Below are 16,125 nucleotides of genomic sequence, written 5' to 3' on the forward strand. Positions count from 1 at the left end.
CCGGGTCCGCGTCGCGCCAGCCCTCGGCCAGGCGGCCCGGGGTCGCGCCCGTCAGCGTCGCGGTGCGGCCGACGTCGTCCAGCGGGCGCATCAGGGCGCGCAGGGCGAGGAGTTCGCGGCCGTCCTCGGTGTCCGCGAGGGCGCGGGCCGCGCTCGCGCGGCGGTGCCAGCGCATCCGGCGCGGCACCCACCACCCGATCACGGGCACGCTCACGAGCAGGAAGACCGCGAGACCGGCCGCCGTGACCAGGAGCGCCCACCGGCTGGGATCGACCAGTGAGAGCACGTCCCGCGCCGGTCCCGGCAGGGACCGCCACCACGAGGCCGGGCCCGCGGCCGCGAGCCGCACGGCGATGCCGTCGGCGAGCTGATGGAGGACCGCGGCCCCGAAGGCCCATGTGGTGACCCACGCGAGGAGTGCCAGGTCACCGGCGAGCTGACGGGCCGCCCGGCCCGGATTCTGCGCATACCACATAGGCGCATTGCACTATTTATCGGCTCGTTATGCCGGTGACCGCGCCGAAGACGGACGAGGCCGTACCCCGTGTGGCGGACCGCGAGGGCCCCCTCACCCCTCCCGCAGCACGTCCCGCAGGGTGTCGAAGTGGTCCACGCACTCCCCGCAGCCGCGCGCCACGCACTCCAGCGGCTCCTCGGCGACGAAGACGGGGATGCCGGTCGCCGAAGCCATGCGGAGGTCCAGCCCGGGGAGCAGCGCGCCGCCCCCGGTCAGCACGATCCCGTGTTCCATGAGGTCTCCCGCCAGCTCGGGCGGGCACTCCTCCAGGGTCTCGCGCAGCGCCCGGATCATCGCCTCCACCGGCTCGTCGAGCGCCCGCCGGATCTCGGGCGCCGTCAGCTCGGCCCGGCGCGGCAGACCCGCGACCTTCTCGCGGCCCCGCACCTCGTACGTGCGCCGCTCCAGCTCCGGGTCCTCGGGCACGGGCCAGGCGGAGCCGATCGCGATTTTCACGTTCTCGGCGGTGCGCTCCCCGATGAGCAGGCCGTGCTTCTTGCGCACCCAGTCGGTCACCGCCGTGTCCAGGACGTGCCCGCCGACGCGCAGCGAGCGCGCCGTGACGAGGCCGCCGAGCGAGAGCACGGCGACCTCCGTCGTACCGCCGCCGATGTCCACGACCATCGAGCCGCGCGCGTCGCCGACCGGCAGCCCGGCGCCGATCGCCGCCGCCATGGGCTCCTCGACGACGTACACGCTCCGTGCCCCGGCCGCGTGCGAGGCCCGTACCAGGGCGCGGCGCTCGACGGGCGTGACGCCGCTCGGCACGCACACCACGAGCCTGATCCGCGTGGAGCGGCGCGGGGCCGCCTTGCGGACGAAGTACCTGATCATCTGCTCGGTCGCCTCGAAGTCGCTGATCACGCCCGACTCCAGGGGCCGCACGGCGGTGATCGAGCCGGGGGAGCGGCCCAGCGTCTCCTTCGCCTCGGTGCCCACGGCCACCGTCGTGCCCTTGCGGCCCTCCCGCACCGCCACGACGGACGGTTCGTTCAGCACGATGCCCTTGCCCCGCACATACAGAAGGGTGTTCGCGGTGCCGAGATCAATGCCTATGTCCATGATCGCCAAGTGTGCCTGATTATCCGGTCATACGGGTGTCCGGGGTCCCGCCGGGCCCCGGGCGAGGCTGCCGCCCCGTCCGCCCGGGGCGCTCCGTAGACTGGCCGCGTGAGTGAGCAGCCCCCGCACGACGACCGTACCGACGGCGACGACGAGCACTTCGACCGGATCATCGACGCCGAGACCGACAGGGACCCGGACCTCGCGGTGATCGAGGCCGGCAGCCGTACCCTGCGCGCCCAGGCCGGGCCGCCGCAGGCCGAGGTTCCCGCGCGGCCCGAGGACCCGGAGGTGGACCGGGCGCTGCGCGAGGTGGAGGCGGAACTCTCCACGCGCTGGGGCGAGACCAAGCTGGAGCCCTCCGTGAGCCGGATCGCCGCGCTCATGGACGTACTCGGCGAACCGCAGCGCTCCTATCCCTCGATCCACATCACCGGTACCAACGGCAAGACGTCCACGGCCCGGATGATCGAGGCCCTGCTCACCGCCTTCGACCTGCGCACCGGGCGGTACACCTCGCCGCACGTGCAGTCGGTCACCGAGCGCATCTCGCTCGACGGCGCCCCGATCAGCGCCGAGCGCTTCATCGAGACCTACCGCGACCTCAAGCCGTACATCGAGATGGTCGACTCCCAGCAGGAGTACCGGCTCTCCTTCTTCGAGGTGCTGACCGGCATGGCCTACGCGGCCTTCGCCGACGCGCCCGCCGACGTCGCCGTCGTCGAGGTCGGCATGGGCGGCCGCTGGGACGCGACGAACGTCATCGACGCCGATGTCGCCGTCCTCACGCCCATCTCGCTCGACCACACCGACCGCCTCGGCGACACGCCGGGCGAGATCGCCGTCGAGAAGTCCGGGATCATCAAGCAGGACGCGACCGTCGTCCTCTCGCAACAGCCGGTGGACGCGGCGCAGGTCGTCCTCAAGAAGGCCGTCGAGCAGAACGCGACCGTCGCCCGCGAGGGCATGGAGTTCGGCGTCGCCTCGCGCCAGGTCGCCGTCGGCGGCCAGCTCCTGACGCTGCGGGGGCTCGGCGGCGAGTACGACGAGATCTTCCTCCCGCTGCACGGCGCCCACCAGGCGCACAACGCGGCGGTCGCGCTCGCCGCCGTCGAGGCGTTCTTCGGCGTCGGCTCGCAGCGGCCCGAGCCGCTCTCCGCCGAGGTGGTGCGCGCCGCCTTCGCGACCGTCTCCTCGCCGGGCCGGCTGGAGACGGTACGCAAGTCGCCGACCGTCGTCGTGGACGCGGCCCACAACCCGGCGGGCGCCCGGGTCACCGCCGAGGCGATCGGGGAGGCGTTCGACTTCTCGCGGCTCATCGGGGTCGTCGCGGTGAGCGAGGGCAAGGACGCGCGGGGGCTGCTCGAAGCCTTCGAGCCGATCATGGCCGAGGTCGTGATCACGCAGCACACGAGCCATCGCGCCATGGACGCGGACGCGCTCGCCGCGCTCGCCGTCGAGGTCTTCGGCGAGGACCGCGTCCAGGTCGAGCCGCGGCTGCCCGAGGCGCTGGAGGCGGCGGTGACGCTCGCCGAGGAGGAGGGCGAGTTCGCCGGCGGCGGCGTGCTCGTGACCGGTTCCGTCATCACGGTCGGCGAGGCCCGGCTGCTTCTGGGAAGGAAGGGCTGAGTCGTGCGGACCCTGTGCGCTTCGACACTCATCGGCGAGTTCTTCATCATCGGCTTCGCCGGTCTCGTCGCGATGAAGATGGACGACCTCGGGCAGGGCGCGGTGTGGGGCGTGTGCGGGGGAGCGATGTTCCTGTGCGTGCTGCTGTGCGGTGTCGTCACCCGCCCCGCCGGGGTCGCGCTCGGCTGGGTGCTCCAGGTGGCGCTGTTCCTGTCCGGGTTCGTGGTGCCGGTGATGTTCGTCCTCGGCGCGGCGTTCGGGGGGCTGTGGTGGGCCTCGGTCCACTACGGGCGCAAGATCGACGAGGCCAAGGCGCGTTTCGCCGCGCTGGCCGCGCAGGAGGAGGCCGCCGCCTCCGCGGGGTGACCGCCCCCCCCGAAGCCCCGCCCCCCCCCGAAGCCCCGCCTCCCCGCGCCCCGAAGGCCGGAGGGGCTTGATGACGCGCCCCCGAGCGGTCCGTATACGCTTCGTGAACCACAGGCCCCTGCCCAAGGAGAAACCCCGCATGTCCCAGCGCACGCTCGTTCTGCTCAAGCCCGACGCCGTCCGTCGCGGGCTGGTGGGAGAGGTCGTCGGCCGGATCGAGCGCAAGGCCGGGTGGAGCATCACCGCGCTCGAACTGCGCGAGCTGGACCGCGGGACCCTGGAGACGCACTACGCCGAGCACGTGGGCAAGCCCTTCTACGAGCCGCTGGTCGAGTTCATGCTCTCCGGCCCCGTCGTCGCGCTCGTCGTGGAGGGGGAGCGGGTCATCGAGGGCGTCCGTACGCTCGCCGGCCCGACCGACCCGATCGCCGCCGCGCCGGGCTCGGTCCGCGGCGACTTCGGCACCATCGTGCGCGAGAACCTGATCCACGCCTCCGACTCGGAGGACTCCGCCGCGCGCGAGCTGAAGATCTTCTTCCCCGGCCGCTTCTGATCCGGCTTCGGCTTCCGGGTCTTCCGGGTCTCCCGGGTATCGAAAGTCCAAAAAGATGCGGTGCCCGAATCGGGGCATTCCCGCGGCCGTACGGTGAAGGCGACCGGAAATTCCGGTCGCCTTCTGGCATATGCGTCCACGTTCGAGGGAACCCGTGCCCCATATGGCACGTCTCCACAGGCGAGACCCGTGCTCATCGGCGCAGAATCCCGTACGGGAGCGCGTACCCTCGCGCCGAGCCCTGTCGGGCGCGACTACGATGGAAGCCGCTCCTCAGGCAGTACCCACCGAGAGCAAAAGCACCCACCGCGCCGTTCCTGAAAAGCCGTCAACGCTCCACTTGGGAAGGCCAGACGATCCTCATGGGGAACTCAATGTCGTTCATCGGCCGTGATATGGCTGTCGACCTCGGGACCGCCAACACGCTGGTGTACGTGAGGGGCCGAGGGATCGTTCTCAACGAGCCGTCCGTCGTCGCGATCAACACCAATACGGGCGGAATCCTCGCCGTGGGTGCGGAAGCGAAGAAGATGATCGGCCGCACCCCGGGGAACATCGTCGCGGTCCGCCCGCTCAAGGACGGGGTGATCGCCGATTTCGAGATCACCGAGCGGATGCTCCGCTACTTCATCGTCAAGATCCACAAGCGCCGCTACCTCGCCCGCCCGCGCATCGTCGTCTGCGTGCCCTCCGGTATCACCGGCGTCGAGCGCCGCGCGGTGATCGAGGCGGCGACCCAGGCGGGCGCGCGCCAGGTGCACATCATCGAGGAGCCGATGGCGGCGGCGATCGGCGCCGGGCTCCCGGTCCACGAGGCGACCGGCAACATGGTCGTGGACATCGGCGGCGGCACCACCGAGGTCGCCGTCATCTCCCTCGGCGGCATCGTCACGGCGCAGTCCATCCGCGTCGCGGGCGACGAGCTGGACAACGCGATCATCCAGCACATCAAGAAGGAGTACAGCCTCCTTCTCGGCGAGCGCACCGCCGAGCAGATCAAGATCACCATCGGTTCGGCGTACGACCTGGAGAACGACGAGCACACCGAGATCCGGGGCCGCGACCTCGTCTCGGGTCTCCCCAAGACCGTCGTGATCTCGGCCGGCGAGGTGCGCAAGGCCATCGAGGAACCCGTCAACGCGATCGTCGACGCGGTCAAGACGACGCTCGACAAGTGCCCGCCCGAGCTCTCGGGTGACGTCATGGACCGGGGCATCGTTCTCACCGGGGGCGGCGCGCTGCTGCGCGGCCTGGACGAGCGGCTGCGCCGCGAGACCGGGATGCCGATCCACATCGCCGAGGACCCGCTCGACTCCGTGGCCCTCGGCTCCGGCAAGTGCGTCGAGGAGTTCGAGGCGCTCCAGCAGGTGCTGGACGCGCAGCCGCGCCGCTAGCCGGCGGCCCGCGGGACACGCCTCCCGCGGGCCCGCTCCGCCGGGGGCGCGCGAGGGCCCGCGACGGCGCTTCACCGGAACGGCCCGTACCGCTTCCGGGTCAGGACCCTCCGCTGGGGCCGGTGCCCCGGCCGAACAGGACTCCCGCCGGGGCGCGCGCCCCGGCGAGCACGACCGGTGGGCCTCCGGGTGCGGCCCGCCGGACGGCGGCCCCCGTGCGGGCGCCGTCGAGACACGCAATTCCGACGAGGAAGGCACGGCCGCCGCACGTGAGGGACACACGAGAGAGCCGGCTGCTCCTGGTGCTGCTGATCGTCATCGCGTTCGCACTGATCACGATCGACATCCGCGGTGGCGAGGACTCTCCGGTGGACGGCGCCCGGCAGGCCGCCTCCACCGTCTTCGGACCGGTCGAGAAAGGCGTCTCCGGCGCCGTCGACCCGGTCGGCAACGCGATCGGCGCGGTCCGCGACTCGGGCACGCGCCACGACCGCGTCAGCGCGCTGGAACGCGAGAACGCCGAGCTCAAGCAGCGCCTCGGCAGCGACTCCCGCAACCGCAGCAGAGTCCGGCAGCTCGACACCATGCTCCAGCGGGCGGGGGCCGGGCAGTACGGCATCAAGGCCGCCGAGGTCATCGGCATAGGAGCGGCCCAGGGCTTCTCCTGGACGGTGACCATCGACGCGGGCACGCGCGACGGCATCAAGCGCGACATGACCGTCCTCAACGGCGAGGGCCTCGTCGGGCGGGTCACCACGGTCGGCCCGTCGAGCGCGACCGTGCTGCTCGCCAACGACCCCGACTTCACCGTCGGCACGCGCCTGGAGAAGACCGACGAACTCGGCTTCGCCTCCGGGCGCGGTGACCGGCCGCTCGCCGTTCAGATGCTCAACGGCAAGGCCAAGGTCAAGACCGGCGACCGGCTCGTCACCTTCGGCTCGCAGGCCGACAGGCCCTTCGTGCCCGGCGTGCCCGTCGGCCGCGTCGTCCGCGTCGACCCCTCGGGCGGCGACCTGACCCGCACCGTCTACGTCGAGCCCTTCGTCGGCTTCACGAAGCTCGACCTCGTCGGCATCGTCGTCCAGGCCCCGCGCAAGGACCCGCGCGACGCGGTCCTGCCCGCGAAGCCCAAGCCCCAGCCCACCCCCACCGTCACCGTCACGGCCACGCCCGGCGGCACCAAGCCCTCCGGCGCTCCCTCGGGGGCGCCCTCCGGCGCGCCCACGGGCGCCGCCGGGGCCGGCGACGGCGACCAGGAGTAGCGGTCACATGCGCCTCAACCGGATTCTGCTCTCGACCGCCCTGGTGGTCGTCGCCCTCATGATCCAGGTCAGCGTGCTGGCCCGGCTCCAGCTCCCGGGCGCCGTGCCCGACCTGCTGCTCCTCACCGTCCTCGGGCTCGCCCTCGTCTACGGGCACCTCGCGGGCGCCTTCATCGGCTTCGGCGCGGGCCTGCTCGCCGACCTCGCGCCACCCGCCGACCACGCGGCCGGCCGGTACGCGCTCGTGCTGTGCCTCGTCGGCTACGTCGCCGGGCTCTTCCGGCCCGAGCACGGCCGGACGCGGTCCGTCCTCGCGCCGCTCGCCGTCGTGGTCGGCGCGGCCATCGGCTCGACGCTGCTGTACGCGGGCGTCGGCGCGCTCGTCGGGGACACCGCCGCCCGGCACGTGGGCCTCGCGGGGCTCCTGACGACCGCGACGATCTACGACCTCGTCCTCGCGCCCTTCGTCGTCCCGTTCATCATGTGGCTCGCCCGCCGCTCCGAGAACGACCCGCTCGGCGAGAGCGCGGGCGGCGGCGGCACGGCCCGCGGCGCCGACGTCGCGGCGGGCTGGCTCGCCTCGGGCACGGGGCTCAGCATCGGCGGCGGCACACGCGGGGGACTGCGCGGACGCATGGGCAAGGCCCGCATGGCCCGCGCGACCCGCAACAGCGGCCGCATCAAGGGGGTGAAGCGGCTGTGAGCACCCCGCGCGAGGCGACCCGCCCCCGTACGCCCGCGGCAGCCCGTACGCCCGCGGAGCCCCGTACCCGTACCGCCGTGGCGTGCCCCGCCGTCCTCCCGCCCGTCCTCCGTACCTTCCGCCCCTGAGGGGGAGGCGTCGCATGTCGAACATTCCAGAGACCGGGCGTACCCCGAGGGTCCGCATCCGGCTCGTCATCCTCCAGATCCTGGTGATGTCGCTCCTGCTCACCCTCGGCGGGCGGCTGTGGTACCTCCAGATCCGCAACGGCGACGAGTACAAGGCGGAGGCGACCGGGAACCACGTCCAGCAGGTCGTGGACCCCGCCGTGCGCGGCGCGATCCTCGACGCGCGCGGCGTCCCGCTCGCCGACAACCAGACCCGCCTCGTCGTCTCCGCCTCGCGCACCGAGCTGATGAAGACCAAGGACGACGGGCGCACCGTCCTCACCAAGCTCGCCGCCGTCCTCGCCATGAAGCCGAAGGACGTCATCGACAAGGTGCGGCTGTGCGACGCGAAGACCCCGCAGCCGTGCTGGAACGGTTCCCCGTACCAGCCCATCCCGATCACCGACGAGGCCAGCCCCAAGCAGGCCCTCCAGATCAGGGAGCGCTCCGAGGACTTCCCCGGCATCACCGCCGAGCCCACCGCCGTCCGCCGCTACACCGCGCCCGGCGGCGCGCAGACCTCGCAGGTGCTCGGCTACCTCTCGCCCGTCACGGACGAGGAGATCAAGTCGGCCGAGAAGAGCGACTCGCCGTACCTGCGCTCCGACATGGTCGGGCGCAACGGCCTGGAACGGCAGTACGACAAGCAGTTGCGCGGCAAGGCGGGCGTCACCCGCTACGAGGTGGACAACCTCGGCCGGGTCATCGGCAAGGCCGAGTCCGACCGCGCGGAGCCCGGCGCGAACGTCGTCACGAGCATAGACGCGAGGGTGCAGGCCATCGCCGAGTACGAGCTCAACGAGGCGATGAAGGCGGCCCGCAAGGAGTACGACAAGAACACCCACCGCAACTACAAGGCCGACTCCGGCGCCGTCGCCGTCCTGGAGGCCAAGACCGGCCGCGTCGTCGCGATGGCCTCGCTGCCCGACTACGACCCCAACTCCTGGGTCGGCGGCATCAGCGCCAAGGACTACACCAAGCTCACCAGCAAGAAGTCGAACTACCCGCTGCTCAACCGCGCCATCCAGGGGCAGGCCGCGCCGGGCTCGATCTTCAAGGTCATCTCGACCACTGCCTCGGTCGCCGCCGGGTACCCCTTCAACGGGCGCTACGACTGCTCCAGCTCGTACTCCATCGGCAACCAGGTCTTCCAGAACTTCGAGTCGGAGAACTTCGGCCCCATCAGCCTCGGCCGCGCGCTGGAGGTCTCCTGCGACACCGTCTTCTACGGCATCGCGCACAACGAGTGGAAGAAGGACGGCGGCACCAAGCCGAAGAAGCACCCCCACGACTACTTCTACAAGACCGCTCACAAGTTCGGTCTCGGCAAGGAGACCGGCATCGACCTCCCCAACGAGGTCAGCGGCCGGGTCCCGGACCGCAAGTGGAAGCAGGACTACTGGAAGGCCAACAAGGCCGCCTGGTGCAAGTCCGGCAAGAAGGACGGCGACTACGCCGAGAAGATCGCCTACGAGAACTGCCTCGAAGGCAACCAGATGCGCGCCGGTGACAGCGTCAACTACTCGATCGGCCAGGGCGACACCCTCGTCACCCCGATCCAGATGGCGAGCATCTACGCCGCGATCTCCAACGGCGGCACGCTCCACGAGCCGAGCATCGGCAAGGCCGTCGTGAGCGCCGACGGCAAGCACGTCGAGCAGATCAAGCCGAAGGTCAACGCCAAGCTCCCCATCGACGCCAAGCTCCACAAGGAGATCGACGGAGCCCTCGCCGGTGTCGCCACCCAGGGCACCGCCGCCTGGCGCTTCCAGGGCTGGCCGCAGAAGGACGTCCCCATGCACGCCAAGACCGGCACCGCCGAGGTCTACGGCAAGCAGACGACCTCGTGGTTCGCGACGTACACCAAGGACTACGCGATCGTCATGACGATCTCCCAGGGCGGTACGGGCTCCGGCGCCTCGGGGCCCGCCGTGCGCAAGATCTACGACGCGCTCTACGGTGTCGACAGCTCCGGCCGGATCAACAAGAAGAAGGCCCTGCTCCCCGAGCCGGAGAAGTCGCTGCCGAGGATCGAGAAGGACGGGTCGATCGACTCGCCCACGCTCAAGAAGAAGTTCGCGCCCTACACGCTGGAGGCCCCGCCCTCCACGCCGCCGCTGCTCCCGCCGGACGGCGGCGGGACGCAGGACGGCGGCGGCGTCGCGAACGCCGGAACCCCCGTCACGACCACCGCAGGGAGGCGGGACTGATGGCCGCGGGACCTTACCTCACCGTCTCCGGGTACGGCCCCGAGCGCTCCTCGTGGACCCGGCTGCTCGCCAAGGGCTCCCTCGCCCGGCGGCTCGACTGGCCCATGCTGCTGAGCGCCCTCGCCCTCTCGGCGCTGAGCTGCGCGCTCGTCTACTCGGCGACACGCGGACGCACCGAACTCGTCGGCGACGACCCGTACGCGTTCCTCGTCAAGCACGTCGTCAACATCGGCATCGGGCTCGGCCTCATGATCGGCACGATCTGGCTCGGGCACCGCACCCTGCGCACCGCCGTGCCGATCCTCTACGGCGTCTCGGTCTTCCTCGTGCTCCTCGTGCTCACGCCGCTCGGCGTGACCGTCAACGGGGCGCACGCCTGGCTCATGGTCGCGGGCTTCTCGCTCCAGCCCTCCGAGTTCGTCAAGATCACGATCATCCTGGGCATGGCGATGCTGCTCGCCGCGCGCGTGGACGCGGGCGACCGCGACCACCCCGACCACAAGACCGTGCTCCAGTCGCTCGGCCTCGCCCTGCTGCCCATCCTCATCGTGCTGCTCATGCCCGACCTCGGCTCGGTCATGGTCATGGTGATGATCGTCCTCGGGGTGCTGCTCTCCTCGGGCGCGTCCAACCGCTGGGTGCTCGGCCTCATCGGCGCGGGCACCGCCGGAGCCGTCGCGATCTGGCAGCTCGGCATCCTCGACGAGTACCAGATCAACCGTTTCGCCGCCTTCGCCAACCCGAACCTCGACCCGGCGGGCGTCGGCTACAACACCAATCAGGCGCGCATCGCGATCGGCTCCGGCGGCCTCCACGGCACCGGGCTCTTCCACGGCACCCAGACGACCGGCCAGTTCGTCCCCGAGCAGCAGACCGACTTCGTCTTCACCGTCGCGGGCGAGGAACTCGGCTTCGCCGGGGCCGGGCTCATCATCGTGCTGCTCGGCGTCATCCTGTGGCGCGCCTGCCGCATCGCGCGCGAGACGACCGAGCTGTACGGGACGATCGTCGCCGGCGGCATCATCGCCTGGTTCGCCTTCCAGGCGTTCGAGAACATCGGCATGACCCTCGGCATCATGCCCGTCGCCGGGCTGCCGCTGCCCTTCGTCAGCTACGGGGGCACCTCGATGTTCGCCGTGTGGATCGCGGTGGGACTGCTCCAGTCGATCAGGTTGCAGAGGCCGCTCTCGGTGTGAGCCGCCGCGCCGGGCCGGTGGCCTGATTCGCGCGGTCCCTCCTTGTTCGGTGACGCGGGCCCGTTCGGGCCCGCGTTTTCCGGTTACGTTCCCTTCATGGCGACCGCGACGCACGAGACGGAACGGAAGTACGACCTCGATCCCGGCACGCCCCTCCCCGCCCTCACCGCCGTACGCGGTGTCCACGAGGAGGGCGCGCCGCGCACCCACCACCTCGACGCCGTCTACTACGACACCGCCGACCTGCGCCTCGCCCGCACCCGTGCGACGCTGCGCCGCCGCACCGGGGGAGCGGACGCGGGCTGGCACCTCAAGCTCCCCGTCGCGGGCGACACCCGCGAGGAGGTGCGGCTCCCGCTGGACGCGGACGACGAGCCGGGCGGCCCCGTCCCCGAGGAGCTGGCCCGCCTCGTCACGGCCCGCACCCGGGGCGCCGCGCTCGTCCCCGTCGTCCGCCTCGCCACCCGGCGCACCACGCGCCTGCTGTACGACGCCCGGGGCGCCGCGCTCGCCGAGATCGCCCACGACGAGGTGCACGCCCGGCGCCTCGGCCGCTCCCGCGCCACGGCGCGGTGGAGCGAGATCGAGACCGAACTCACCGGGGCCGGCACCCCCGCCCTCCTCGACGCCGTGGAGAAACGGCTCCGCGAGGCCGGCATCCACCGCGCCACCGGGCCCTCCAAACTCGTCCGGGCCCTCACGGAGACCGGCACGCCGCCGTCCCCGCTCGTCCCGCCCGCCGCGCCGGACACGGCGGGCGGCCACCTTCTGCGCCACCTGCGCGCCCAGTACCTCGCCTTCCTCGGCCGCGAGGCCGCCTTCCGCCAGGACCGCCCCGACGCCGTCCACAAGGCGCGCGTCGCCCTGCGCCGCACCCGCGCCGCCCTGCGCGGCCGCCGCCCGCTCCTGGACCGGGAGGCCACCGACGCCCTGCGCGCCGAACTCCGGTGGCTCGCCCGGGAACTCGGCGCCGACCGGGACCGCGAGGTCCTGGAGGAGCGGCTGCGCGGCCTCCTCGCCGAGGCCGAGGGCCCCCTCCTGCTCGGGCCCGCCGAGGCACGCCTGACGACGTGGGCGGTACGCGCCGGAGACACCAGCCGCGCCACCGCGCTCGCCGCGCTCGACAGCCCCCGCTGCCGCGCCCTCCTGGACGCCTGGGACGCCTTCCTCGCCGCCCCGCCCCTCACGGGGAAGGCCGCGCGCCCGGCCCCGGAGCACTTCCGCGCGGTCGTGCGCAAGGAGCGCCGCCGCGCCCGGCGGCACCTCGCGGACGCCCTCGCCCTGCCGCAGGGCCCCGCCCGCGACGCGGCCCTGCACGAGGCGCGCAAGAAGACCAAGCGCCTGCGGTACGCGGCCGAGTCCGCGCGGCCCGTCCTCGGGAAACCCGCCAAGCGCCGCGCCCGCGAGGCGAAGGCCCTCACCTCGCTCCTCGGCGACCACCACGACGGCGTCGTGGCCCGCGCCGCCCTGCGCGAGCTCGCCGCGCGGGCCCACGCGGCGGGCGAACCCGGCTTCACCTGGGGGCTGCTCCACGGCCGCGAGGAGGCCAGGGCCCGCGCGTACGAGAGCGCGCTGGAGCGCGGGCACGCGGGCGGGACGCCGGGCCGGGGGCGGTTACGCTGAGAGTTCGTGATCCCTCATCGGATCGTGCCCAGCTCCCGACGTCCCAAGGTCAGCCAGATGCCCGTCGAGTCCGCACCCTCGGTCTTCCCCCAGCTCGAAGCCCTGCTCCCGCACGTGCAGAAGCCCATCCAGTACGTCGGCGGTGAGCTGAACTCCACGGTCAAGCCGTGGGAGGAGTGCGACGTGCGCTGGGCCCTCATGTACCCCGACGCCTACGAGGTCGGGCTGCCCAACCAGGGCGTCATGATCCTCTACGAGGTGCTGAACGAGCGCGAGGGCGTCCTCGCCGAGCGCACCTACAGCGTGTGGCCCGACCTGGAGAAGCTCATGCGGGAGCACCACGTCCCGCAGTTCACGGTGGACAGCCACCGCCCGGTCGGCGCCTTCGACCTCTTCGGCCTCAGCTTCTCCACCGAGCTGGGCTACACGAACATGCTCGCCGCGCTCGACCTCGCCGGCATCCCGCTGGAGGCCGCGGACCGCACCGTGGAGCACCCGATCGTCGTCGCGGGCGGCCACGCGGCCTTCAACCCGGAGCCCGTCGCGGACTTCATCGACTGCGCGGTCATCGGGGACGGCGAGCAGGCCGTCCTGGAGATGACCGGCATCGTCCGCGCCTGGAAGGCCGAGGGGATGCCCGGCGGCCGGGACGAGGTCCTGCTGCGCCTCGCGAGGACCGGCGGCATCTACGTCCCGCGCTTCTACGACGTCGAGTACCTGCCCGACGGCCGCATCGCCCGCACCGTCCCCAACCGCTCCGGCGTCCCGTGGCGCGTCTCCAAGCACACCGTCATGGACCTGGACGAGTGGCCCTACCCCAAGCAGCCGCTCGTCCCGCTCGCCGAGACCGTCCACGAGCGCATGTCGGTGGAGATCTTCCGCGGCTGCACGCGCGGCTGCCGCTTCTGCCAGGCCGGGATGATCACCCGCCCGGTGCGCGAGCGCTCCATCACCGGCATCGGCGACATGGTCGAGAAGGGCCTGCGCGCCACCGGCTTCGAGGAGGTCGGCCTGCTCTCGCTCTCCTCCGCCGACCACTCCGAGATCGGTGACGTGGCCAAGGGCCTCGCGGACCGCTACGAGGAGGAGAAGATCGGCCTCTCCCTCCCCTCCACCCGCGTCGACGCCTTCAACGTGGACCTCGCCAACGAGCTGACCCGCAACGGGCGCCGCTCCGGGCTCACCTTCGCCCCCGAGGGCGGCAGCGAGCGGATGCGCAAGGTCATCAACAAGATGGTCAGCGAGGAGGACCTGATCCGCACGGTCTCCACCGCCTACGGCAACGGCTGGCGGCAGGTGAAGCTGTACTTCATGTGCGGGCTGCCCACCGAGACCGACGAGGACGTCCTCCAGATCGCCGACATGGCGACCCGCGTCATCGCCGAGGGCCGCGCCGCCTCGGGGCGCAGCGACATCCGCGCGACCGTCTCCATCGGCGGCTTCGTGCCCAAGCCGCACACCCCCTTCCAGTGGGCCCCGCAGCTCTCGCCCGAGGACACCGACGCGCGGCTCGCGAAGCTCCGCGACAAGATCCGCGGCGACAAGAAGTACGGGCGCTCCATCGGCTTCCGCTACCACGACGGCAAGCCCGGCATCGTCGAGGGCCTCCTCTCGCGCGGCGACCGCCGCGTGGGCGCGGTCATCCGCGCGGTGTACGAGGACGGCGGGCGCTTCGACGGCTGGCGCGAGTACTTCTCGTACGACCGCTGGATGGCCTGCGCCGAGAAGACGCTGCCCGCCTTCGGCGTGGACGTGGACTGGTACACCACCCGCGAGCGCTCCTACGAGGAGGTCCTGCCCTGGGACCACCTCGACTCCGGTCTCGACAAGGACTGGCTGTGGGAGGACTGGCAGGACGCGCTGGACGAGACCGAGGTCGAGGACTGCCGGTGGACGCCGTGCTTCGACTGCGGGGTGTGCCCCTCGATGCAGACGGAGATCCAGATCGGGCCGACGGGGCGGAAACTGCTTCCGCTCTCGGTGGCGGGGCAGTAGGCCGGCCCCTGCCGGGGCGGGCCCTTCGGGGCTCCGCCCCGGACCCCGCTCCTCAATCGCCGGAGGGGCTGAATTCGCTGACCCGGCCGGCTGCGGGAACCCCCGCCCCGCGCTGCACGTACTCTAGGGAGAAGGACGACCACTCTCCCTAAGGACTGACTCCCCTGGGCAAGCGACAGCCCGAAGGCCCCCCTCCGGCGCCGGTCACGCAGCGCATCCGGCTGCGGTACACCAAGCGCGGGCGCCTCCGGTTCACCAGTCACCGCGACTTCCAGCGCGCTTTCGAGCGCGCGCTGCGCCGCGCCGAGGTCCCCATGGCCTACTCCGCGGGCTTCACACCCCACCCACGGGTGTCCTACGCCAACGCCGCACCCACCGGCACCGGCAGCGAGGCCGAGTACCTGGAGATCGGCCTCGCCGCGTCCCGCGACCCGGAACGCCTGCGTGCGCTGCTCGACGAGTCCCTGCCCACCGGGCTCGACATCGTCGACGCGGTCGAGGCCCGCACGCCCCACCTCACCGAGCGCCTCCAGGCCAGCGTCTGGGACCTGCGGCTCGACCAGGTGGCCCCCGAGACCGCCGCGCGTGCCGCCGAGACCTTCATGGCACGGAGTACGGTCGAGGTGGAACGCCTCACCAAGAACGGCGTCCGCACCTTCGACGCCCGCGCCGCCGTCGTCCGCCTCGGCCTCGCCGAACAGCGGGCCGACGAGCCGACGGAGCGCCCTTGTGCGATACTGCGCCTGGTAGTACGGCACCTGACACCCGCCGTACGTCCTGACGACGTCCTGTCCGGCCTCCGAGCCGTGGCCGAACTGGCGCCGCCGGTCCCCGCAGCGGTGACCAGGCTGGCGCAGGGGCCGCTCGATGAGGAGTCCGGCACGGTCACCGACCCGCTCGCGCCCGACCGCGAGGCGGCACCGCCAGCCACGGCAGCCACCGTGAGCGTCGGCTCCGCCACCGCGACGACGCAGGCCGAGGAAGGCACCGCGTAGGGAGTGTCCCGCCCACCCGGCGGGTCCGCAGCACCTGGTACGGCACTGCCCCGGCCCCCGGCCGGGAAGCGCCTCCACAGCGGCGGGCCGCGTCCCGGGAACGGCGGGAAGCCTCCTGACCGGCCGTCGCACCGCACCGCGCCCGGCCCGGAATTCCCCGGGGCGGGACGGGGCACCCGACCACAAGACTTTCGCCAGGCCGCCGCACCCGCGGCCGGAACCGGCGAGACAGACAAGAACAAGCTCCTGAGCGGCGCCCGCGCCCTCCGGTCCCGCGGCCACCGCGCGTCCAGCGCGAGCCGCCCGCGTCACCGATACACGGCGCGGCGCCCGGGAGCACGACGGGAGACACCCCCGCAATGCTTGAGCCCACGGAACCCGGCACTTCCTGAAACACGACGACACCCCCTCCTCGCCCGGCGACCGCTCCCCGCGCCGCAGGCGCCGCGCCGC

The 16,125-nt window shown here is 72.4% G+C and carries 13 protein-coding genes; 11 read left to right on the forward strand and 2 right to left on the reverse strand.

The window, feature by feature from the left end; genetic code table 11:
- Nucleotides 1–475, reverse strand: a 475-nt coding sequence (locus SSBG_RS20335) for a hypothetical protein (protein WP_037870247.1), incomplete at its 3' end; no start/stop codon positions are given.
- A gap of 93 nt (nucleotides 476–568) precedes the next feature.
- On the reverse strand, nucleotides 569–1,579 hold the full coding sequence (locus SSBG_RS20340; protein WP_199781389.1) for a rod shape-determining protein: 1,011 nt from the start codon (nucleotides 1,577–1,579) through the stop codon (nucleotides 569–571).
- Nucleotides 1,580–1,687: 108 nt separating this feature from the next.
- Here SSBG_RS20340 and folC point away from each other — a divergent pair, with 108 nt between their 5' ends.
- The 11 genes from folC to SSBG_RS20395 all read left to right on the forward strand — a co-directional run bounded on the left by folC (nucleotide 1,688) and on the right by SSBG_RS20395 (nucleotide 15,672).
- A complete protein-coding gene (gene folC / locus SSBG_RS20345) occupies nucleotides 1,688–3,208 on the forward strand; it encodes a bifunctional tetrahydrofolate synthase/dihydrofolate synthase (RefSeq protein WP_008747946.1) in 1,521 nt (506 codons plus the stop codon).
- Between the two features lie 3 nt (nucleotides 3,209–3,211).
- Nucleotides 3,212–3,574: a DUF4233 domain-containing protein gene (locus SSBG_RS20350; protein WP_008747947.1), complete on the forward strand. Its 363-nt coding sequence runs from the start codon at nucleotides 3,212–3,214 to the stop codon at nucleotides 3,572–3,574.
- A gap of 139 nt (nucleotides 3,575–3,713) precedes the next feature.
- Nucleotides 3,714–4,127 carry a nucleoside-diphosphate kinase gene (ndk, locus tag SSBG_RS20355; RefSeq protein WP_008747948.1) on the forward strand — a complete coding sequence of 138 codons (414 nt, stop codon included), beginning with the start codon at nucleotides 3,714–3,716 and terminating at the stop codon, nucleotides 4,125–4,127.
- Nucleotides 4,128–4,501: 374 nt separating this feature from the next.
- Complete coding sequence (locus SSBG_RS20360) at nucleotides 4,502–5,521, forward strand: rod shape-determining protein (protein ID WP_029397024.1); 1,020 nt, start codon at nucleotides 4,502–4,504, stop codon at nucleotides 5,519–5,521.
- A gap of 269 nt (nucleotides 5,522–5,790) precedes the next feature.
- Nucleotides 5,791–6,783, forward strand: coding sequence for a rod shape-determining protein MreC (gene mreC, locus SSBG_RS20365; protein WP_037870248.1), 993 nt, complete (start codon nucleotides 5,791–5,793; stop codon nucleotides 6,781–6,783).
- Between the two features lie 7 nt (nucleotides 6,784–6,790).
- The gene (gene mreD, locus SSBG_RS20370) at nucleotides 6,791–7,486 is read left to right on the forward strand and encodes a rod shape-determining protein MreD (RefSeq protein WP_008747951.1); all 696 of its coding nucleotides are present in this window, start codon (nucleotides 6,791–6,793) and stop codon (nucleotides 7,484–7,486) included.
- A gap of 142 nt (nucleotides 7,487–7,628) precedes the next feature.
- Complete coding sequence (mrdA, locus tag SSBG_RS20375) at nucleotides 7,629–9,863, forward strand: penicillin-binding protein 2 (protein ID WP_037870250.1); 2,235 nt, start codon at nucleotides 7,629–7,631, stop codon at nucleotides 9,861–9,863.
- Complete coding sequence (gene rodA, locus SSBG_RS20380; protein WP_037870251.1) at nucleotides 9,863–11,059, forward strand: rod shape-determining protein RodA; 1,197 nt, start codon at nucleotides 9,863–9,865, stop codon at nucleotides 11,057–11,059. Before mrdA ends, rodA begins: the two co-directional genes overlap by 1 nt.
- Before the next feature lie 96 nt (nucleotides 11,060–11,155).
- Entirely contained in the window at nucleotides 11,156–12,682 is a 1,527-nt protein-coding gene (locus SSBG_RS20385; protein ID WP_008747954.1) for a CYTH and CHAD domain-containing protein, read from the forward strand.
- Between the two features lie 57 nt (nucleotides 12,683–12,739).
- On the forward strand, nucleotides 12,740–14,677 hold the full coding sequence (locus SSBG_RS20390; protein ID WP_037870252.1) for a TIGR03960 family B12-binding radical SAM protein: 1,938 nt from the start codon (nucleotides 12,740–12,742) through the stop codon (nucleotides 14,675–14,677).
- 164 nt (nucleotides 14,678–14,841) lie between these two features.
- The gene (locus tag SSBG_RS20395) at nucleotides 14,842–15,672 is read left to right on the forward strand and encodes a TIGR03936 family radical SAM-associated protein (protein ID WP_078491371.1); all 831 of its coding nucleotides are present in this window, start codon (nucleotides 14,842–14,844) and stop codon (nucleotides 15,670–15,672) included.
- Nucleotides 15,673–16,125: the final 453 nt, after the last annotated feature.

The organism is Streptomyces sp. SPB074, from assembly GCF_000154905.1.
Taxonomy (GTDB): Bacteria; Actinomycetota; Actinomycetes; order Streptomycetales; family Streptomycetaceae; genus Streptomyces.